The sequence below is a fragment of the Vreelandella sp. H-I2 genome (genome assembly GCF_052959335.1).
Window position 1 is genome coordinate 17,949 of the sequence record NZ_JBRAMC010000001.1, and the last position, 19,354, is coordinate 37,302.

Annotated in this window: 19 protein-coding genes and 7 tRNA genes; 8 read left to right on the plus strand and 18 right to left on the minus strand. The window is 53.0% G+C overall.

Going from position 1 to position 19,354, the window contains the following annotated elements; translation table 11 throughout:
* Positions 1-297 precede the first annotated feature (297 nt).
* The gene (locus tag ACUVOF_RS00080) at positions 298-1,032 is read left to right on the plus strand and encodes a Crp/Fnr family transcriptional regulator (RefSeq protein WP_447042432.1); all 735 of its coding nucleotides are present in this window, start codon (positions 298-300) and stop codon (positions 1,030-1,032) included.
* Positions 1,033-1,102: 70 nt separating this feature from the next.
* Here the strand turns inward: ACUVOF_RS00080 and ltrA are convergent, their stop codons facing one another.
* The 4 genes from ltrA to ACUVOF_RS00100 all read right to left on the minus strand — a co-directional run bounded on the left by ltrA (position 1,103) and on the right by ACUVOF_RS00100 (position 5,379).
* Positions 1,103-2,062 carry a group II intron reverse transcriptase/maturase gene (gene ltrA, locus ACUVOF_RS00085; RefSeq protein ID WP_447042433.1) on the minus strand — a complete coding sequence of 320 codons (960 nt, stop codon included), beginning with the start codon at positions 2,060-2,062 and terminating at the stop codon, positions 1,103-1,105.
* Positions 2,063-2,310: 248 nt separating this feature from the next.
* Positions 2,311-3,096, minus strand: coding sequence for a hypothetical protein (locus ACUVOF_RS00090; protein ID WP_447042434.1), 786 nt, complete (start codon positions 3,094-3,096; stop codon positions 2,311-2,313).
* A gap of 134 nt (positions 3,097-3,230) precedes the next feature.
* Positions 3,231-3,845: a hypothetical protein gene (locus ACUVOF_RS00095; protein ID WP_447042435.1), complete on the minus strand. Its 615-nt coding sequence runs from the start codon at positions 3,843-3,845 to the stop codon at positions 3,231-3,233.
* A 418-nt stretch (positions 3,846-4,263) separates the two neighbouring features.
* Positions 4,264-5,379 carry a phospholipase D-like domain-containing protein gene (locus ACUVOF_RS00100; protein WP_447042436.1) on the minus strand — a complete coding sequence of 372 codons (1,116 nt, stop codon included), beginning with the start codon at positions 5,377-5,379 and terminating at the stop codon, positions 4,264-4,266.
* A gap of 456 nt (positions 5,380-5,835) precedes the next feature.
* Here ACUVOF_RS00100 and ACUVOF_RS00105 point away from each other — a divergent pair, with 456 nt between their 5' ends.
* Together ACUVOF_RS00105 and ACUVOF_RS00110 are read left to right on the plus strand one after the other, a co-directional pair.
* The gene (locus ACUVOF_RS00105; protein ID WP_447042437.1) at positions 5,836-6,180 is read left to right on the plus strand and encodes a general stress protein; all 345 of its coding nucleotides are present in this window, start codon (positions 5,836-5,838) and stop codon (positions 6,178-6,180) included.
* A gap of 318 nt (positions 6,181-6,498) precedes the next feature.
* Positions 6,499-7,650 (plus strand): mechanosensitive ion channel family protein, encoded by a 1,152-nt coding sequence (locus ACUVOF_RS00110; RefSeq protein WP_447042438.1) that lies wholly within the window; start codon positions 6,499-6,501, stop codon positions 7,648-7,650.
* A gap of 77 nt (positions 7,651-7,727) precedes the next feature.
* On the opposite strand, the gene ACUVOF_RS00115 is transcribed toward ACUVOF_RS00110, so the two are convergent.
* The 14 genes from ACUVOF_RS00115 to ACUVOF_RS00180 all read right to left on the minus strand — a co-directional run bounded on the left by ACUVOF_RS00115 (position 7,728) and on the right by ACUVOF_RS00180 (position 13,878).
* Positions 7,728-8,063, minus strand: a complete 336-nt coding sequence (locus tag ACUVOF_RS00115) for a hypothetical protein (protein WP_447042439.1) — start codon at positions 8,061-8,063, stop codon at positions 7,728-7,730.
* A gap of 45 nt (positions 8,064-8,108) precedes the next feature.
* Positions 8,109-8,582: a DUF1440 domain-containing protein gene (locus ACUVOF_RS00120; protein ID WP_447042440.1), complete on the minus strand. Its 474-nt coding sequence runs from the start codon at positions 8,580-8,582 to the stop codon at positions 8,109-8,111.
* A 307-nt stretch (positions 8,583-8,889) separates the two neighbouring features.
* A tRNA-Ser gene (locus ACUVOF_RS00125) sits at positions 8,890-8,977 on the minus strand.
* 123 nt (positions 8,978-9,100) lie between these two features.
* The gene (locus ACUVOF_RS00130) at positions 9,101-9,604 is read right to left on the minus strand and encodes a YiiD C-terminal domain-containing protein (RefSeq protein WP_447043210.1); all 504 of its coding nucleotides are present in this window, start codon (positions 9,602-9,604) and stop codon (positions 9,101-9,103) included.
* A gap of 8 nt (positions 9,605-9,612) precedes the next feature.
* Complete coding sequence (locus tag ACUVOF_RS00135) at positions 9,613-10,173, minus strand: nitroreductase family protein (RefSeq protein ID WP_447042441.1); 561 nt, start codon at positions 10,171-10,173, stop codon at positions 9,613-9,615.
* A 61-nt stretch (positions 10,174-10,234) separates the two neighbouring features.
* Positions 10,235-11,068, minus strand: coding sequence for an NADPH-dependent 7-cyano-7-deazaguanine reductase QueF (gene queF / locus ACUVOF_RS00140; protein WP_447042442.1), 834 nt, complete (start codon positions 11,066-11,068; stop codon positions 10,235-10,237).
* A gap of 37 nt (positions 11,069-11,105) precedes the next feature.
* Positions 11,106-11,879 (minus strand): ABC transporter permease, encoded by a 774-nt coding sequence (locus tag ACUVOF_RS00145; protein WP_447042443.1) that lies wholly within the window; start codon positions 11,877-11,879, stop codon positions 11,106-11,108.
* Positions 11,876-12,844 (minus strand): ABC transporter ATP-binding protein, encoded by a 969-nt coding sequence (locus ACUVOF_RS00150; RefSeq protein WP_447042444.1) that lies wholly within the window; start codon positions 12,842-12,844, stop codon positions 11,876-11,878. The genes ACUVOF_RS00145 and ACUVOF_RS00150 overlap by 4 nt, the downstream gene beginning before the upstream one ends.
* 271 nt (positions 12,845-13,115) lie before the next feature.
* Positions 13,116-13,190: transfer RNA gene (locus tag ACUVOF_RS00155), tRNA-Gly, on the minus strand.
* 30 nt (positions 13,191-13,220) lie between these two features.
* Positions 13,221-13,296, minus strand: a tRNA-Glu gene (locus tag ACUVOF_RS00160).
* 87 nt (positions 13,297-13,383) lie between these two features.
* Positions 13,384-13,458: transfer RNA gene (locus tag ACUVOF_RS00165), tRNA-Gly, on the minus strand.
* Between the two features lie 29 nt (positions 13,459-13,487).
* Positions 13,488-13,563, minus strand: a tRNA-Glu gene (locus tag ACUVOF_RS00170).
* Positions 13,564-13,657: 94 nt separating this feature from the next.
* A tRNA-Gly gene (locus ACUVOF_RS00175) sits at positions 13,658-13,732 on the minus strand.
* Positions 13,733-13,802: 70 nt separating this feature from the next.
* Positions 13,803-13,878 (minus strand) — tRNA-Glu (locus tag ACUVOF_RS00180).
* A gap of 331 nt (positions 13,879-14,209) precedes the next feature.
* Between ACUVOF_RS00180 and ACUVOF_RS00185 the strand changes: the two genes are divergently transcribed.
* From ACUVOF_RS00185 to msrB, 5 genes are all read left to right on the plus strand, one after another.
* Positions 14,210-15,313, plus strand: coding sequence for a TRAP transporter substrate-binding protein (locus tag ACUVOF_RS00185; protein ID WP_447042445.1), 1,104 nt, complete (start codon positions 14,210-14,212; stop codon positions 15,311-15,313).
* 1 nt (position 15,314) lies between these two features.
* Positions 15,315-15,824 (plus strand): TRAP transporter small permease subunit, encoded by a 510-nt coding sequence (locus tag ACUVOF_RS00190; protein ID WP_447042446.1) that lies wholly within the window; start codon positions 15,315-15,317, stop codon positions 15,822-15,824.
* 3 nt (positions 15,825-15,827) lie between these two features.
* The gene (locus ACUVOF_RS00195) at positions 15,828-17,153 is read left to right on the plus strand and encodes a TRAP transporter large permease (protein ID WP_447042447.1); all 1,326 of its coding nucleotides are present in this window, start codon (positions 15,828-15,830) and stop codon (positions 17,151-17,153) included.
* 27 nt (positions 17,154-17,180) lie between these two features.
* Positions 17,181-18,767 carry a gamma-glutamyltransferase family protein gene (locus ACUVOF_RS00200; RefSeq protein ID WP_447042448.1) on the plus strand — a complete coding sequence of 529 codons (1,587 nt, stop codon included), beginning with the start codon at positions 17,181-17,183 and terminating at the stop codon, positions 18,765-18,767.
* Between the two features lie 124 nt (positions 18,768-18,891).
* Positions 18,892-19,290: a peptide-methionine (R)-S-oxide reductase MsrB gene (gene msrB / locus ACUVOF_RS00205; RefSeq protein ID WP_113270424.1), complete on the plus strand. Its 399-nt coding sequence runs from the start codon at positions 18,892-18,894 to the stop codon at positions 19,288-19,290.
* Positions 19,291-19,354: the final 64 nt, after the last annotated feature.

A 19,354-nucleotide genomic window follows, 5' to 3' on the forward strand; every position in this document is an offset into this window, starting at 1 on the left:
GTCGCTAGCTTGCCTCACTTGGCTTACAACGCCCAACCCAGCAATACCGAAGACCACCCTCAGCCAATGCTTCCCACCTATTTCCCTCCAGCAATCCGGGTGGAAAGCGTTGCCCTTTATCGGCACAAAACCCCCATCACCCAGATTGATATAAGTTATAGCGCTGCATTTATAGACAACGTACTGTTACACGAAATTACGAAAATTAATTTCGGGGTTGCTATGTAAACCGCATAGCAGACAAGCAGACAAAAATGTTGCATAGGCGCTTCATTTCTGCCAGATATGGAACTAACTATGACAACAGCACATCATGATCTAATGATTAGCAAATTAGAGAACAGTTTTCCTCTTTCCGCCGAGGAAAAACAGGCACTTAAGGAATTACCCATACAAATAGTAGACGTCAAGCCTCATGAAGACATCGTTAAAATGGGTGATAAACCTAGCCAGTGCTGCTTGCTCCTTGGAGGCTTTTCCTGTGTCTATAAACTGTCCCTTGAGGGCAAACGTCAAATAATGACCATGCATATTCCCGGTGATATCCCGGATCTGCAAAGTCTACATTTGGAGATCGCCGATATTAATATTGCCTCTATCAGCGCCTGCAAAGTCGGCTATATACAGCACAAAGATCTGCATCGTTTATGTGAGCGCTTTCCTCGGCTTACCTCTGCCTTTTGGCGTGAAACATTAGTGGACGCCGCTATCTTCCGTGAGTGGCTGTTGAATATCGGGCAGCGCGAGGGTTATTCACGGATTGCTCATCTTATCTGTGAGCTCATGATGCGCTTAAAGGCAGTGGGGTTGGCTGAAGATAATACGTTTAATATGCCTGTTACCCAATCGGAGCTGGCAGATGCGACGGGTATGACGCCGGTTCATGTCAATAGGGTTCTGCAGGCGCTTCGTGCGGATGGCTTAATAATCAGCGATAAAAAGCAAATAACGATTCCTGATTGGGAGAAATTAAAAGAAGCAGGTGAGTTTGACCCCCTCTATCTTCATCTCAACGAGAAGAAGGTATCGTAATTTATTGTGTTTTCTAGTCTCTTAATGCTTTCTAACCTCCGATAACTCGCCAAATGATGCCCCCTGCCGCTTAAGATATTGCAGATACGCGACAGGGGGCATCATTCTTGGCAAGCGTTAGCGCTGGCGGTTTATCCAAGGTAATACGATACCCTAAGTAATCACGTTTCCATGGCCGATCCACCGCGCTCTTAGCGCGGTTAACAGCCAGTTTAAGTGAGCTGAGATACTCACTCAGGCTTGCCATCACTTGCTCCCCCGCACACCAACTCTTGACGTAAACCTGCACGTCATCGGCATACCGGCAGAAGCGGTGGCCTTGCCGTTCCAGCTCCTTGTCCACGTCGTCGAGTAGAATATTCGCTAGCAATGGGCTAAGCGGCCCACCCTGGGGCGTCCCCTGCCTTCGCGGCATGACCAGGCCATGTTCAAAGGTGCCAGCTTCCAGATAACGACGGATCAGGCACAGCACTCGCTTATCCTCAACACGCCGCGCGACCCGTGCCATTAGTACATCGTGATTCACTCGGTCGAAGAAAGCTTCCAGATCAAGGTCAACCACCCAGTAGTGGCCTGCCTCGACATGGGATTTCATAGCTAAGACGGCCTGCTTAACGCTGCGTTTAGGTCGGTAGCCGAAACTTGACTCAGAGAAATCGGGATCGAAGATTGGCGTCAATAACTGGAGCAGCGCCTGCTGGATTAGCCGGTCCGTCACTGTGGGAATGCCGAGCCGTCGCGTCCCGCCTTTAGGTTTGGGAATTACAGCGGCACGGACCGGCTGGGGAGAGTATGTATCAGTCAGCAGTTGTTCGCGCAGCGTTGGCCAGTGCTGTTTTAGGTGATCCACCAATGTTTGCACCGTCATGCCGTCGATACCCGGTGCGCCTTTGTTGGCAACCACCCGGCGGTAAGCCCGTTGCATGTTGTGCGCGGCTAACGCAGCTTCCATCAGCGGTGCTGGCGGCACTGATTTCTGCTCCGGTTCCTCTCGGTGAATGACGGTATTCGCGTCATGCTCTGTTTTCATGCTCGATCCTTGAGACGTTATCGCCTACTCCTATGTTTTTAAAATCGGGTCTTGGTTTTGAAATTCGAGTCTTGGTTTTTAAATTCGGGTCTTGGTGCCACAGTTAACCGCCCTTTAGGCAGTATTACTCAATAAAATACCAGGGCCTCGGCTGATTGCCGTACCTAGTGCACTCGTTAAAAAGGTGCATGGGTTACATGCACCTTGGGCTTCCTTTACGTAAGGTTCGATAACCCTACTCAGACGCGTTAATCTTCCTCAGACTCTGTCTCTGTGTCCGACTCCGAGTCATTTTGGTTATTCGAGTTCAGCATCTCAGCGGCACTCTCTGAATCGTCGGTCCCTACGGGAGTGGGAGGCGTTTGATTCCCTCCTCCGCTGCGTTGGCTTGTCGAATTTTGCTGATTACCGCTTTCGGTATTGCTTTGGTTCCTATTTGAGTTCTGATTAAAGCTCTGGTTTGAACGTTGATCAGCCCCCTGATTGGAGTCCTGGCTACGAGCAGCATCTTGCATACCCTGTAGATAGCCCTGCCGGTAGCCTCTCACTAGGCCCTGTTCAAGCCCTTCTTGCTTACCTTCGATATAACCCTGTAAGAAGATGTAGGATTCCTGCTCACTGGCTTGTGATTGACCCTGCCGTTGGCTCTGTTGATCTCTCTGTTGATAGTTATAATGATAATCATCGGATCTATATTGTTGACGGTCTTGATCCATTGATGACTGATTGCGCTGTTGATTTCTGCGCTCGTCCTCATTTCCATAGCGATTGCTTTGGTATTGGCGCTGTTGATCTTCCCAGCGCTGGTTGCGCTGACGGTCGCTCTGATCGAAGTTATCGCCGTAGCGGTCGTTTTGGTATTGCTGACCGCCCTGATTATCCCGTGATTGATAGTTCTGTTGGTAACTCTGTTGATTTCGTTGGTTATTATCGTAACGGTTACTATCGTTACGATTATCCCAATCTTGAGCGACGGCCATATTGGTAGCCAGTGCCGTTGTTACAGCAGACGCAATAATCAGCTTTTTAAACATAACTTACTCCTAAAGTTTTAGTAACCACTTAGCTCAAGACAGTCGGCGTTTACGCTACCGACTGTCTTACTAATGACGTTTTTACTGGCGTTTCTCTTACGGGCGGCCCTATTAAAGGGATCGCCCTTAAGGCATTAATCGCTATAGCGGTTACTGTTCTGATCGCGCCACTGGTTGTCTTGATTGTAGCGGTCTTGTTGATTGCGGTTATCCTGGCGGTTCTGATCGCGCCACTGGTTGTCCTGGTTGTAGCGGTCCTGCTGGTAGCGATTATCCTGGCGGTTCTGATCGCGCCACTGGTTGTCCTGATTGCCCTGGTTGTAGCGGTCCTGCTGGTAACGGTCATCCTGGCGGTTCTGATCGCGCCACTGATTGTCCTGGTTGTAGCGGTCCTGGCTGTAGCGGTCATCCTGGCGGTTCTGATCGCGCCACTGATTGTCCTGGTTGTAGCGGTCCTGGCTGTAGCGGTCATCCTGGCGGTTCTGATCGCGCCACTGATTGTCTTGGTTGTAGCGGTCCTGGCTATAGCGGTCATCCTGGCGGTTTTGATCACGCCACTGGTTGTCCTGATTGTATCGGTCCTGCTGGTAACGATCATTCTGACGATTCTGATCGCCCCATTGATTGTCTTGGCTGTAGCGGTCCTGATTCTGCGATTGATTATTTTGGTCCCACTGCTGTGCCATTGCAGACCCAGTCGTGGCCAGTGCGGTTGAAATTGCTGCAGTGATAAGTAGCTTCTTAAACATGACCGTCTCCTTTTAGTCATTAAACGAAACTAAACTTGGTCTTCGCATCATCTTAACCAAGCAATACAACAATTAAGCTAGTTGGTTTTTGGGTAGAGTCAAAGCTGTCTGCAGGCAGGTACTACCTCAAACCGTTTTTATTAAAATAAATTAAAAGACAATCCGTATTACATTAAAAATGTTAGCTGTTACTTATAGTAATATACGAAACAGCTTATTGGACTAAGTCGTCACTAAAAACACGAGCAAGAGTGAAGAATACAGGGCTGTGCCTAGTACGAAAGGCCTAGGTAGCCGACCAGCGCGTTATAAAGCGCAAATGCTCCGATGTGCTGCCAGAACATACGCTTGTCAGGCCAGGAGTGGGTACCTCGATCAGCGGCGTCAGCTTGCGCATGTTCAAACGAAAGCCACTTAGTTAACGCAATCGTGTTAAATAAGCCGTTAGGGTTCCTGCCATGGTTTCTTTTAATTTTTGATAATGCGGCCGGCTTGCCCATTCGGTTGGGTCAATTTTCTCGCTCGCGGCGATATTTTGTGCGAAAAGCCGTCGAGTCTCGTCAGCAAACTCAACGTCCTGTACTTCCTGATTGGCCTCTAAGTTCCAACGTAGGCTCCAATGATCAAAATTGCAGGAACCAATGGTTACCCAGTCATCTACCGTCGCGTATTTGGCATGAATAAACCGGGGGCTATACTCGTAAATTTTCACGCCTGCGTTCATTAGGAATCTGTAATGGCGGCGACCTGCTTGAAAAATGGTGGGATGATCATGGTCTTTACCAGCGACCAGCAACTGTACGTCGACACCTCGCTTGGCTGCAGCTGCTAGTTTGCGTTTAAGACTCGGTGTTGGTAGAAAATAAGGCGTACATAAGCAAATAGTTTGCTTCGCACTTTCGATCTGTTGCAGTAGCGAAAAGCGTATCGCCTGCTGACGATACCCCCTGCCCCAGATCACCCTCGCAGAAGAACCGATGAACCAGGGTTCGAGGCTATACGTGGCGCCTTCGAATGTTGGAGCAGTCTCTGTACCTTTGGTAGCCTGCGACTGCCAAAGCCCGATGAACAATGACAACCAATCCTGAACAACCGGCCCCTCTATACGTGCCACCACATCGTACCATTCCCCTAGAAACTCATCGATAATACAGAAACCACCTGTGAAGGCCACCTTGCTATCTACCAACAGTAGCTTTCGGTGGTCCCGGGAAAAAAAGCTTCCGCGCCGAAAGCTAAGCGGAGGGTTGAACTCGCGTATCACTACCCCAGCTTGCTCTAATCGTTGCCGGTCTTGTTTGTCGAGCCCTTTTGCGCCATACGCATCGAACAAGACGAATACTTGTACACCCCGATGCGAGGCATCACATAAAGCGCTGATGACCCTGCTGGCGAATCTTCCCGAAGCAACTAAATATTGCTCAAAAAGAATCGATTCCTCCGCTTCCCCCAAAGCATCAAGGAGCGCAGGTACATAATGATCGGCCCCAGGCAATAACTGGATTCGGTTACCCTCTCTCCATGTCGGTTCCATGGGCTCTCCTTTCCGTGGAGCTAGCGAATTTAAAAAACTGCCTACTAACGAGAATTCATATATCAGCGCCATAAGCAAACAATTGACAAAGAGATATAAAACATTACGACCAGTACTTACCTTAATTGTATTGTATAAATAAGCGAGTAACGGCTTGCATACTTGGGTGGCTAAAACACCAAGTTTGCTGCGGTCGTAAGTGTTGGTCTTTGCCAACTTATAATGGTCTGATTAGGCTAGGAACGACTGATGAATCACACAACCTGGCATACAGAATTTGATAAACATTAAAAAATAGTTATCGGCTTGTGTAAGCGATTATTCGTCCCTATGTTGGATTCATCAGCACAGGATTGCTGAGTTCACTGGAACGATCAGTGAAGGATTAGGAAGGTCTACACGCGGTACGTTGTTAATGTGTGCCTTTCCTCAATATTTTGCTGAAAGGAGAAGGTAATGAGTGATAACCGGAATACCAATTCGGACAACATGTCCCTCAGTGAAGCGGGTAAGAAAGGTGGTGACACCACTGCCAAAACCCATGACAAAGAATTCTATGAAGAGATTGGCCAGAAAGGCGGTACTGCCAATGCTGAAAGCCATGACCGTGAACACTTTGAAGAGATAGGTCAAAAAGGCGGTCAGAACAGTGGCGGCAACTTTGCCAACGACCCGGAGCGGGCCTCCGAAGCTGGTCAAAAAGGTGGCCACAATAGTGGGGGCAATTTCGCCAACGATCCAGAGAAAGCATCCGAAGCTGGACAGAAAGGCGGAAAAAATAGCCACAGCGGCGGTCGTTAATCGCTAAACGATCTTTCCAAGGTGGGAAAGAATCACACAAGGACGTATGAATGTTGCCAGCGACTGCCCCTGTCGCTGGCAGCTTTTTGGTTGCATTCTTTTTTTCTTTTAATAACTTTTTTACAACCCGCTTTGGTAAGCATTGCTTAGGCTACTTTTAATATACGCAAGAACTTCTTCGTATTGTTCTAAAGGTAGCTAGCTTACGGACGGCCCCTGGATTAGCACTTATCGCTACCCGAGATATAGCTTGGCTGGTCTGTTCTCGATTATTTGTAACACTAACTAGGCTTAAGTTGCATAAGAAGGGAATCAGGTATGTTTAATTGGGAGTCGTGGCGAACCTGGGAGATATGGATATCACAAACTAGCTTCCTGAATTTCGCTCTAGTAATGGGTATTTCTGCCGTCAGCTATGTCGCGCTTCGGGTATTGATGAGTTCCGTTCTTGCTCGGATCGTCAACTGGCTATCCACTAGCAAAGGGCGTTGGAGCGACTACGCCGCGGAGGTCTTCAAGCACACCAGCCGCCTGCTAATCGCGGCGATGGCTCTACAAATCGGCCTGGCGGTTGTTGAGCTGGGTCCCGTTTGGGATGCTCGGGTCAGTCATTTATGGTTTTTAGTCCTCGCCCTTCAATTCGGCCTTTGGGTCGATGCCGCTATCGCTTATTGGAAAGAGGGAGTCATCCAGGATAAAGCGGGCCAGGATAACCAACTGACAGTGACCATGGTCGCACTGATGTTTCGCATCGTGCTCTGGGCCGTTGTGCTGCTGTCGGTACTAGCCAATCTGGGTGTGGATATCACCGCCTTTGTCGCTAGCCTGGGAATCGGGGGGATTGCCATCGCCCTTGCGGTACAGGCACTGCTGGGTGATTTATTCGCATCGGCATCTATCGGGGTGGATAAACCATTTAAGACAGGCCACTTTATTGTTTTTAACGATATTGCTGGGACTATTGAATATATTGGTCTAAAAACCACTCGCATTCGTAGCTTGAGTGGAGAACAAATTCTTTGTTCGAACACTAAGCTACTCCAACAAACGATTCACAATTACAGCCGAATGAGCGAGCGGCGTGTAGTGTTCAGCCTAGCTATCTCCTTCCGAACACCCGTCGAAAAAGCGCGAGAGATCCCACTACTCATCAAACAAGCCGTTGAGGCAGTCGAAACCACTCGCTTCGATCGCGCTCATTTGCTTATGTTTGACGATTACGCCTTGAGATACGAAGTTGTCTATTACGTCTTGAGCGCGGATTACAACCTTTATATGGATATCCAGCAAGTCATTAACTTCTCTCTCCTGGAAGAGCTGAGTAAGCGTGATATCAAATTCGCAATGCCTGTGCGCGCTCTTGAGTTTCAGGAAGAGGTTCCACTGCCCAAAGGGCACGGATTTGATCAAGGGGCTGTGTCTTCTGCTGAGCCAACCTCCCGGCCCAACGAAGGAAGCAGGAAAGCATAGTCACCCCGGTCGGCAACGAGAAGCGCTAGATTTTCTTCTCTTCCACCGAGGTGTCAAAATTCGTCAAGAGGTGGCGGTCAATTACTCGAGACAGGCGTCAACGGCTCGTCATCGATATCAGGATCATGGTGGAAAGTGGCCGCGAGTGTATTAGCCCGCTCTTCTACCGCTGCCGACGCCTTAGCATTGAGAAGAGGAGGATCAATCTCTACGGTGCTCCTCTCGACGGTGGCGCTGACCTCCAGCTCAAACCTGGGATCGTTATAGCGATAGATGAATTCATGGCTTACCTCATCATGCTCGAGAATGCGCAAGCCAGCCTGGATCAATTCAAGATCCTGGCCTTGCACGACAACGTCTTCCTCAGTGTTCGAGATATGTAACGTCACTTGGCCAGTCCATTGTAATGGCATGTTCTCTCTCCTTAGCGTTGCGTGTACTAAAAAGCATAGTCGTAGCTACCCGAGGGGGAAGTCCCGTCGGTTCGCCAGACGTTCGCCGATCCATACGGTGCCGGCTCCCCACACCAGATGAACGGCAATCATTAGCCGGCGACGATTGGCCGAGTGACGGTGGGGTGGCGGGAGGATATGCAGTGCTGGAATCCAGCCGAAATAGCTCGCTACCCATATCGCCACACCGTAGCCGCTGCCGTAGACCAAAGGATGCGCCACTCGTTGGCGTATGGCGGGGTACAGCGCCCCGGCCAAGGCGCCATAGCCAAAGTGGCTGATAAAGCTTAGCTCGACGCGCTGCTCTTCGTCCAATAGCGCATCCGCCTCCACTTTTTGCAGAAGGTTCTGGGTAATCTCGCGCGGCGGCAACGGGTAGCGCTCTTCCCGGGGGAGCCGCCGATATAGCGCCCCCATGGCAAGGGTCATGGGAACGGTGGCGAGCAGGCCGCCGATGGCACCGGCCAAGTAGCGATTCATAGCTTCCTCCTTGAGGCATATGTTGGCTTACATGACTCACCATAGTCGTGAATGTGGCCAAGCGCCCGACTTGCTGAATTCGACGTCGCTGAGGATAGGGGCAACAATCAATCAACTACTATCTTGTAAACACCCTTTCAGGGAACCGTAGTAATGAGGTTGCGGAAGCTTAGATAGATAGCTGAACTGCCCAAGGGAGCCCGGGTCATTGCTACCAGAGCCAAAACCAAAATATGGCCTGAAGGATGGGCAACTCAAAATAAAGACACAAAAAAGCCGCTGAAATCAGCGGCTTAATCTAAATTCTTGGCGGAGGGGGAGGGATTCGAACCCTCGAAGCCTTACGACTTACACACTTTCCAGGCGTGCTCCTTCGACCACTCGGACACCCCTCCGCGTTTTGGCGCTCTTGAAAGGTTGTACCTTTCGCGACAGAACGGCGCATATACTATGGGCTAAGCCTCGAAATAGCAAGCCTTTTCAGGCTGTCTAGCCCTCCGGCCCACAGGACGGCATGGTCAACTTTGCGGCAACACTGCGTAGCTGCTCCTGGCTTCCAGGCAGAGCGTCTCGCCACAGTAAAGCTGCTGGGTGAGCGCAATACGCCCTTTCCCTCGCTCAGCGAGCTTGTTGGCTAACTGGGCGGGGCCTTCCGATTCAGTTGGCCTGCATACCAAGTGATAGTCGCCCGTTACCGGCGCCAGAAAACGCTGGCTGGCTTCGGCAACCACGACATCGCGAGCGATACCCCGCTCACGCAGCCATAGCGTTACCCAGCACCACCCTTGTAGCGTGGTTTGCGCCGTGAGCGCACCGCCAAAGCCAGTGCCTTTATCGTTGAGATTGGGCGCGAGTGCCAACTGCCACGTTAGCGTATCGCCTTGGTGCGTCACATCACTAATGCCTAACGCCTTGACCATAGGAATGGCCTCACTCAGCCAGCGATGAAAGGCGGCTAAGTCTTCTGGCTGCCCTTCGGGCAATGGCAAACGCGGATGTGGCACGCCTGGCTGACGAGACATATTCACGGTTAGTCCCAGCGCTCAACAAAGTCAGCAATAGTATGCTGCGGTACGGGTTTATGGCGGCCGCCTAGGGTGCCTAGATAGATAAATGCGACAACTTCATCGTCTTCATCCAAGCTTAATCCTTTGCGTACGACAGGGTCGAAAGCGTACTTGCCGCTGCGCCACATAGCGCCAAGCCCCAGCGCATGGGCGGCAAGTAGAATGCCGTGGGCGGCGCAGCCAGCGGAAATCACCTGCTCCATTTTGGGCACTTTGGCGATCTCTGGGGTTACTTTGGCGATCACGGCAATAACCATCGGCGCGCGGAGCGGTTTTTTGCGTGCTGAGTTGAGTGTTTCGTCGTCGGCGCTAGGGTCTTCTTGGAACTCTGCCTCAGCAAATAGCTCGCCTAAACGCTCACGCCCCTCCCCGCTGCACTCAATAAAGCGCCAAGGGCGCAGCTCTTTATGGTCAGGTGCACGCAGTGCCGCCTGATAAATGGCGCTGAGCTGTTCGGCGCTGGGCGCTGGCTCCATCAACTTGCCCATTGAGCTGCGTTCGTGAAGAAGCGTGAGTGCGTCCATTAATGACTCCAAATCCAATCGTGTGAGGCTACTGTAGCACCATCATTTATAACACCGACGTTTACTGCCTTGCTAGACGCAGCGGCGTGGGTGGCGTCAGCCCAGGCGTGGCGCGCCAGGGACTAATATCTAGCCCACCGCGGCGCACATAGCGTGCCAGCACCAGTAATTGCGTAGGCTTTGCCTGCGTCATTAAGTCGGTGAAAATATGTTCAACGCAGTGCTCGTGAAAATCCTGGTGCTGACGAAAGCCAATCAGGTAGCGCAGCAACCCTTCCCGATCAAGCTTTGGTCCTTTGTAGCGAATCAGCACGCTTCCCCAATCCGGCTGGCCGGTGACGGGGCAGTTAGACTTCAGCAGATGAGAATAAAGCGTCTCTTCGACGATCTCGTTGCCAACCACCAAGTGGTCACTGCTGGGTGTGTAATCGCTTACTGCGATATCTAAATCGTCCAAGCATTCGCCTGGCAATTGCTGTGCTGAAAGCTCTGAGGCATTTACATCAAACAGCTCGACACTCACCTCAGCCCCTGCCGCAACAGCGAGGTCATTGGCGAGCGTCTCCATCACTTCCTGGCGGCTATAAAACCGGGATTGGTTAAAGCTATTGAGATAGAGCTTCCACGATTTGGACTCAATCAGATTGGGCGAGCTCGCGGGTAGGCGAAAGCGCGCCACGGCGACGATAGGCTTGCCGCGGCTGTTCAGCCAGGAAACTTCAAAGGCGTGCCACTCGTCTTCCCCTACAAACGGCAGGGCATCTTCTTCAATCCCCAAGGGAGTGCGGTTGGCCGCACGAGAAATGGGATAGAGAAGTCCGGCGTCATACTGCTCGGGGTAGGCGGAGTCACGCCCTAGCGGCGCGTTTTCCAAGGTGTCGGGGCGGTGTGTCATTAGCTTTTAGCCTCTCTTTATCAGTGCGCCATTACCATTAACTACGAATACCTTTACCGCGCTCTAACATGGTCAGCGCCGCCACAAACAGCACAATGATAAAGGCGAAAATCGCAGCGAGGGCCCAGCCAACCGGGATATCCGAGACGCCCAGGAAGCCGTAACGAAAGACGTTAACCATGTACAGAATGGGGTTGAGCATGGAAACGCCCTGCCAAAAGTCTGGCAGCATAGAAATAGAATAAAACACCCCGCCCAGGTAGGTCAGCGGCGTGAGAATAAAGGTCGGCACGATGGAGATATCATCAAACTTGTTGGCCAGCAAAGCGTTAATAAAGCCGCCAATAGAGAAAAGCGCTGATGTCAGTACCACGACTAATACCGTGAGCAGCGGATGCTCCACTGTTAAGCGGGTAAAAAACAACGAAACGACGGTCACAATTAGCCCAACGCCCAATCCACGGGCCATGCCGCCTAGAATAAAGCCGGACAAAATCACCCAATTGGGCATTGGCGAGACCATCATTTCTTCGATCGAACGCTGGAATTTATTCGAGAAGAAGCTGGATGCTACGTTGGAGTAGCTATTGGTAATTACCGACATCATGATCAGCCCAGGGACGATAAAGTCCATATAGCTGAAGCCGTCCATATCACCAATACGCGAACCGATCAGATTGCCGAAGATGATGAAGTACATCGCCATGGTGATTGAGGGCGGCAATAGCGTCTGCGGCCAAATACGCGTGAAGCGCTTGATCTCTTTTAGCACCAGGGTCCATAAGGCGATCAGTGTTTGTGTGGCGTTCATGCGCGCGCCTCCTTCTTCTCGACGCGCTGATCTATCGCCCCTTGGCCACTGCCTTCTACCATTGACACAAACATCTCCTCAAGACGGTTGGCTCGGTTACGCATAGACACCACCTGCACACCTTGCTCACTCAGCGCACTAAACACATCATTTAAACGTTGCCCACGGTGTACCACGAGTGATAACTGAGTAGATTCCAGCTGCTGTATCTCAAATCCCTCTATATTGGGTATGTCTGTAATGGCCTCGGAGGTATCAATCAGGAAGGTCTCAGTATCAAGCTCAGCCAGCAGCTCACGCACACTGGTATTCCGCACAATATCGCCATTATTGATAATCGCCACATTGCGGCACAGGCTCTCGGCCTCTTCCAGGTAGTGGGTGGTAAGAATAATAGTGGTGCCTTCATCTTGATTAATCCGCCGCATGTATTCCCACATACTGCGACGTAGTTCGATATCCACGCCAGCGGTTGGCTCATCCAGAATCAGCAATTTAGGCCGATGCATTAGTGCACGCGCGATCATCAGGCGGCGTTTCATCCCGCCGGAGAGCATCCGCGCGCTGCCGTTGCGTTTGTCCCACAGGCCAAGGTCGGTCAGCAGTTGCTTGGCGCGGGGCAACGCCTCACGGCTGGTCATGCCGTAGTAGCCCGCTTGGGCCAGCACGATATCGAGCACTTTTTCGAACTGATTGAAATTAAATTCCTGGGGTACAACACCCAATTGATATTTGGCCTTGGCGAAATCTTTATCGACATCAATACCAAATATGGACACCTTGCCCGCTGTTTTTTGCACCAGTGAACAGACCACGCCTAACGTGGTGGATTTACCGGCGCCATTGGGGCCTAACAAGGCAAAAAAATCGCCCTGTTGGACGTCGAGATCAATACCTTTGAGCGCCTGAAAACCGTTGCCGTACACTTTGGTAAGGCCACGGATCGACAATGCCGGTTCGGCCATGAACATGTCCTGTCAGCAAAATAAAATAGAGAAGGTAAGACATTAGGGCGCAAACGACTTTTTTCAAGGCGGCCGTTGCCCACCAATCGCCAGACATACAAGCGATGACACTCAGCAAAATAGCTGACGCATCATAAAAATAGGGGAAAAATTAAAACGAGGAGCGCTTGGAGCGGGAAAGGAGATCGACGGGGCGGCCTTCCGCCGGGCTGGCGCACCAGATCACGTCCCTCGCCTTGGCAAGGCAATATTCTTAACCACACATCCAAATTGGAGCGGGAAAGGAGATTCGAACTCCCGACCCTCGCCTTGGCAAGGCGATGCTCTACCACTGAGCTATTCCCGCAACGCAAACAAAACAATGTATAACGCTAGATGGCGTCCCATAGGGGGTTCGAACCCCTGTTACCGCCGTGAAAGGGCGGTGTCCTAGGCCACTAGACGAATGGGACTAAATCAAAACTGGAGCGGGAAAAGAGATCGACCGGGCTGGCGTTCCAGCTCACGACCCATCGCTTACCGTCCGATACTACTAAATCTGGAGCGGGAAAGGAGATTCGAACTCCCGACCCTCGCCTTGGCAAGGCGATGCTCTACCACTGAGCTATTCCCGCTAATAGACACTTAATCAATTTATCGGAAGTGGCGTCCCATAGGGGGTTCGAACCCCTGTTACCGCCGTGAAAGGGCGGTGTCCTAGACCACTAGACGAATGGGACACTGTAAATACTTCAACTACTTGGAGCGGGAAAGTAGATTCGACCGGGCTGGCGTTCCAGCTCCCGACCTCGCCTGACTTACCACACACCGAACTGGAGCGGGAAAGGAGATTCGAACTCCCGACCCTCGCCTTGGCAAGGCGATGCTCTACCACTGAGCTATTCCCGCACTCTGTCCCGCATTCCGATAACCCTGACGACCGCTTACCTTTAAAAGAACGTGCTCTTCAAAGGATAAGTGGCGTCCCATAGGGGGTTCGAACCCCTGTTACCGCCGTGAAAGGGCGGTGTCCTAGACCACTAGACGAATGGGACGTTGCATTGCCTCGTCGAGGTGGCGCGTATGTTACTCAGACCGTATTGAGCTGTCAAGCTCTCTGCTAACAGCGGCTTTACTGACCGGCTATCAATCACCTACACCCAAGCACAAGCTCTGTTGCGCCAGCATGCACATTGGGAGTGCCCTCGTCTCTAATGAAGCCTCATAACGGTGCAAGCGCTGAATTTTCTTAGCATTTGCCCACTCTTCATCTGCTATGAAATCCTTAAAAATCTTTTATTTACAATAAAATCGATTTTTATGGCACACCCTTTGCTACCTCATAGTGTTCTCTTACTGATCCCCTTCCCCATCATGAGGTGTGCTATGTCCTTATCTCGCCGCAAGTTTCTCACCACGGCAGCCGTTTCCACTACTGCCGGGCTGGTATTAGGTGCGCCGTCTATCGCCCGTGCCCAGTCCGCCGAGCGTTTTAATTGGCGTATGACTAATGCCTACGGTCCCGGCTCGCCTTTTTATGTAGAAGGCCCTGGCAGTCCTACCGATGTCATCGCCAAAATTAACGCCATGTCCGGTGGTCGACTTAACATTCAGCACTTCGCATCCGGCGAGCTGATTCCTGCCTTTGAAGGCTTCGAAGCCGTTCAGAGCGGCACCATCGAGATGAATGCCGCTAATAGCTACTTCTGGTCAGGTACCACGTTTGCGGCCCAGTACTTCACCACCGTGCCGTTTGGCATGAGCTTTATGGGCCATATGGCGTGGCTCTATCACGGCGGCGGCTTGGAGCTTTGGCACGAAGTATATGAGCCTTACGGCATGGTGGCTTTCCCGCTCAATAATACCGGCGTGCAGATGACCGGCTGGTTCCGCGAACCGATAGAAGATATCAGTCAGCTTAATGGCTTGCGCATGCGCGTCCCCGGTTTGGCGGGTCAGGTCTACTCATCGCTAGGCGTGGATGCCCGTGTGCTTCCCGGTGGCGAAATTTTCCCAGCGCTAGAACGTGGCGTCATTGATGCAGCCGAATTTGTTGGCCCTTTCCAAGATCGCCGCATGGGGCTGCATAACGCCGCCAAGTTCTACCACACCACCGGCTGGCACGAACCTGCCACCACAGGCGAACTACTGATCTCAAAAACACACTGGGATAGCCTGCCCGAAGATTTACAAATGATCGTCAAAACCGCCTGCATGGCCGCGTGTTTGGAGAGTGTCACGTGGTCAGAAGCCGTTAACGGCGAAGCCATGACCGATTTGGTCGAAAACGAAGGCGTGACGGCTAGCATGCTGCCTGAACCGGTGATTGCTGCTCTTCGCGAGGCGACTCAGGATACCCTGGCTTCTGAGGCCAACGCAGATCCTCTCGTACGCAAAGTGCACGACAGCTACATGGCGTTTAAAGCCAATCACGACCGCTGGGCGGGCGCCAGCGAGCGGGCCTGGTTAAACGACATTATCGGAGTCTGATATGCGCGCCGTGGCAACCTTTGTCCACGGAGTTGAGGCGGTGGTTCGGCTATTTGGCTGGATTGCCGCCTGGACCTGCGTGGTATTAGTCGGACTCGTCGCTGGCGACGTAATGATGCGTTATGTGTTTCGGATCGGAGCGGTGTGGCTGCAGGAGCTACAGTGGCACTTGATCTCACCTATCGCGCTGTTTGGCATGTCGTATTTGCTGTTGATGGGAGAGCAGGTACGCGTGGATGTTTTCTATGAACGCTTCCCAGCGGGCCTGCAGCGCGTGGTGGAAATCATAGGTGGACTTTTGTTGCTGGTGATGGGGCTGTATATCGCCTGGCTGACGCTGCCGTGGATCGCCCAGTCCTTCGCCCGCGGCGAAGTATCGCCTAACCCCGGTGGCCTGCCCCTTCGCTGGCTGCTGAAATCGCTCATTCCGTTTGGTTTTGTCCTTCTCGCGCTGCAGGGGTTGGCCCACGCGCTGCGCCAAGCGCTTGCCCTGCCCACACGAGGTGAATAACGCATGTCTCCCAATGAATGGCTAGCGATCGGCATGATCGTGGCTTTTTTCGTGTTCCTGCTAATCGGCATTCCCGTGGGTATCAGCATTGCGGCCACTGCCTTTTTCTTTGGCTACATCGGCTTTGGCCCGATGTTGTTTAACCTGCTGCCATCACGTATTTACGGCGTGGTAACCAATTACACCTTCATGGCGATACCGCTGTTTGTGTTTATGGGCGTGATGCTGGAGAAATCGAAGCTGGCCGAGGAGTTGATCGATGTGATCGGCCACTTGTTCGGTGGCCTCTCGGGCGGCATGGGCGTGGCGATTATTCTGGTGGGCGTATTGTTAGGTGCCGCCACGGGGATTGTCGGCGCCACTATCGTCACGCTTGGCCTCCTCACGCTGCCTACATTGTTGCGTCGCGGCTACCCTAAATCTCTGGCTACCGGCATGATCTGCGCGTCCGGCACCTTGGGTCAGATTATTCCGCCCAGTCTGGTGTTGATCCTGTTGGCCGAAATTTTGGGTGAGTCAGTCGGCACGATGTTCGCCGCGGCCATGGTGCCAGGGCTAACGCTGGCGGCGGTATATATTATTGCCATTCTGGTGATCGCCAAGCTTTATCCCCACCTGATGCCGCCAATACCTGCTGAAGAGCGCGCGGCAATGGGTCGGCGCCAGCTGATAGGCAAAGTAATCACCGTGGTTGGCCCGCCGGTGGGCTTGGTGTTTGCCGTTTTAGGCTCGATTATTGGCGGTATTGCAGCGCCCACCGAGGCTGCCGCGATGGGCGCCCTAGGGGCGCTGGTGTTTGTCGCCTGCTCGGGGCGGTTAACCTTTGCGTTACTCAAAGAGGTCGCCAAGGCCACACTGGTGATTTCAGCGATGGTGTTCTTTATCTTAATCAGCGCGCAGGTGTTTGGCTTGGCATTCCGCGGCTTGGGTGGCGAGCATTTGGTTGCCCGCATGTTCGACTGGGTGCCCGGGGGCGAGCTAGGCGCAATGCTGTTTATGCTACTGCTGATGTTTGTGTTGGGTTTCTTTCTGGAATGGATCGAGATCAGCTATATCGCCCTACCGCTATTTTTGCCGTTCTTTGTGCAAATGGGTGTCGATTTGGTATGGCTGGGTATTTTGGTGGGGTTGGTACTGCAAACCTCGTTTCTCACCCCACCGTTTGGCTGGTCTTTGTTCTTTCTCAAAGGCGTGGCCCCGAAAGAAGTCACCACACTGGATATTTATAAAGGCGCGCTGCCGTTTATCGGCCTACAGTTTATCGCCGTCGCGCTGGTGTTTATCTTCCCCAGCATTGCTACATGGTTGCCAAACGCCATTGGCTGGTAACCAAGATCAATAACAAAGGAATTTAAGATGCTCCACACCCAACGTAGTTACGGCGGCAGCTGCGTCGCTCCTCATCACCTAGCCGCCAGCGCCGGGCGCGATGTGCTTAGACAGGGCGGCAATGCGGTGGAGGCCATGGTAGCGGCTGCCGCGGCCATTGCGGTGGTTTATCCGCATATGAACGCCCTGGGCGGTGATGGCTTCTGGTTAATTCATGAGCCCGGCAAAGCCCCCATAGCCATTGACGCCTGCGGCCCGGCGGCGGGCTTAGCCAACGCGGATTTCTATGTCGGTGACACTCAAATTCCCGAGCGCGGTCCCAAAGCCGCCCTCACCATGGCAGGCACCATTGGCGGTTGGCATGAAGCGTTGAACGTGGCGTCGAGCTGGGGAAAACAGTTGCCCCTCACCACGCTACTGGCCGATGCCATTCGTCACGCAGAAGCAGGTATTTCGGTCAGCCAAAGCCAGCAAGCACTGACCGCCAAACACCTGAAACGGTTAACCCAGAGCCCAGGCTTTAGTGACGCGCTACTGCTTAACGGCCACGTGCCCCGCGAAGGCGAGCGGCTGTGCCAGCCGCGGCTAGCTGCCACGCTGAAGCGCTTGGCGGAAGCGGGACTCGATGACTTCTACCGTGGTGAGCTGGCGGCCAGCATGGCGCGGGACTTGGAAGCGGTGGGCAGCCCGCTGCGCCTGGCAGACTTTTACGCTTACCAGGCTCAACAGGTAACGCCACTGGAAGTGGCCCTCCAGGATGCCACGCTGTATAACCTGCCCGCCCCTACCCAGGGCATGGCGTCACTGATGATTTTGGGCATTTACGAACGCTTAAAAGCCGCCGAGCCCAACAGCTTTGAACACCTGCACGGGCTAATTGAAGCCACCAAGCTCGCCTTTATCCTACGCGACCAAAACGTCACCGACCCCGGTCGCGTACCGACGCCGCTGCAAGATTTGCTTAGCTCAGAAAATATTGGCCGAGAAGCTGCGAACATCGACCCACAGCACGCACTACCCTGGCCTCACGAACCCGCCCCTGGCGATACCATCTGGATGGGCACCGTGGATAGCGAGGGGCGCGCGGTCAGTTTTATTCAGAGCATCTACTGGGAGTTTGGTAGCGGCGTGGTGCTGCCGGAAAGCGGTGTGCTGTGGCAGAACCGCGGCATTAGCTTTTCACTCAACCCTGATGATCTTCGCGGCTTAGCCCCCGGCCGTAAACCCTTTCACACCCTCAACCCGGCGCTTGCCAAGTTTAATGATGGCCGCACCATGGTTTATGGCACCATGGGCGGTGAAGGCCAGCCGCAAACCCAGGCGGCGGTATTTTCCCGCTATGCGCTGCATGGCATGCCGCTTCAGCAGGCAATCACCGCACCGCGCTGGCTGCTCGGGCGCACCTGGGGGGAAACCAGCACCAACTTAAAGCTCGAAGCGCGTTTTGACGACGCGGTAGTGACCGCCCTGGCTACCGCTGGCCACGATGTAGAAGTGCTGCCCGACGCGTTCAGCGATACGATGGGCCATGCGGGTGGCATTGTGCATCACCCTGATGGGTTGATTGAGAGCGCCCACGACCCACGCAGCAACGGTGGCGCGGCGAGCGTGTAAGTACACACTCGGGGATTCGTATTTGCTGAACTTGAGCAGGCGGCTCGCTGTCATTGATGGGAGTGTTAAGCTAGCCTGCTTATTTAGCCTCTGACTAACGGCAACCAGAGGGAGAGGAGCCCCCATGGCGAAAATAGAAAAATCCCCCGACGAATGGCAACAACAGCTAACGCCCGAGCAATACCGCGTAGCCCGTGAAAAAGGCACCGAGCGCCCATTTACCGGCGATTACCAAGTGCAGGATACCCAAGGTATTTACCACTGCGTATGCTGCCATGCACCCCTGTTTGAGAACGAGCATAAGTTTGACGCTGGCTGTGGCTGGCCAAGCTTTGACCGGCCGCTGGGAAGCCGCTGTGTTGAAGAGCATACGGACACCACCCACGGCATGCAGCGTACCGAAGTTGTCTGTTCTCACTGCGATGCACATTTGGGTCACGTCTTCCCCGATGGGCCACCAGAGACCACCGGGTTGCGCTACTGCATCAACTCGGTGTCGCTGGAGTTTCACCCTGACGAGTAGCCAGCGCTAAATCCTATTCAAGGAAAACCAGCAAGGCGGGCGCCATCTGCTAGAATGGCAGCCC